Source organism: Streptomyces griseorubiginosus, assembly GCF_017614965.1.
Classification (GTDB): Bacteria; Actinomycetota; Actinomycetes; order Streptomycetales; family Streptomycetaceae; genus Streptomyces; species Streptomyces griseorubiginosus_B.
Genome location: NZ_WVUG01000711.1, coordinates 1 through 634, shown reverse-complemented (window position 1 = coordinate 634; position 634 = coordinate 1). Strand labels below are relative to the sequence as shown.

Genomic DNA, 634 nt, shown 5'->3' with positions numbered 1-634 from the left:
GCAGCGGACCGAACCGCCCCAGACCGCCCGGCCCGCACCGCAGCCGACCGCCCGGCCCGCCGAACCCGCTCGGCATCCGAAGGCTCCGCCAGCCAGACGGCACCGGAGGCGCCCGCCGGAGCTTCAGCGGCGGAGACTTCGACCGCCGGGACGCCTCCGCGGCGCGCGCGTTCGGCGGCTGAGGGCTCGGTGAGCCAGACGGGCGCGTCGGAGCGAGCAGTGTCCCGGCGTGCGCGTTCGGCGGCTGAAGGTTCGGTCAGCCAGACGACAGGCACGTCGGGGGCGGGGCCGCGGCGTGCGCGTTCGGCAGCTGAGGGCTCGGTGAGCCAGACGGGCGCGTCGGAGGGAGCCGCGTCCCGCCGTGCGCGCTCGGCGGCCGAAGGTTCGGCGAGTCAGGCAGAGAGGGTGGCCGGCGAGACCTCCGCCGCGGAGGCTGCATCGACTGCCGCATCACGGCGTACCCGCTCGGCGGCCGACGGTTCCGTGAGTCAGACGGCGCCCGGCACCCGGAGCGCGGCGGAAGGGTCGGCGCCTGGGGCTGAGGACGTGACGCCTGCCGCCGAGCCAGCAACCGAGATTGCCGAGTCCGCGACCGGCGCCTCCAAGCCCCCCGCCCCGGCGGCGCCCACCGCCC

General features: G+C 77.6%; 1 protein-coding gene. It reads left to right on the top strand.

Features of this window, described 5'->3' with window-relative positions; all coding sequences use genetic code 11:
• Positions 1-182, top strand: a 182-nt coding sequence (locus tag GRC12_RS44890; protein WP_208786145.1) for a hypothetical protein, incomplete at its 5' end; no start/stop codon positions are given.
• Between the last annotated feature and the right edge of the window lie 452 nt (positions 183-634).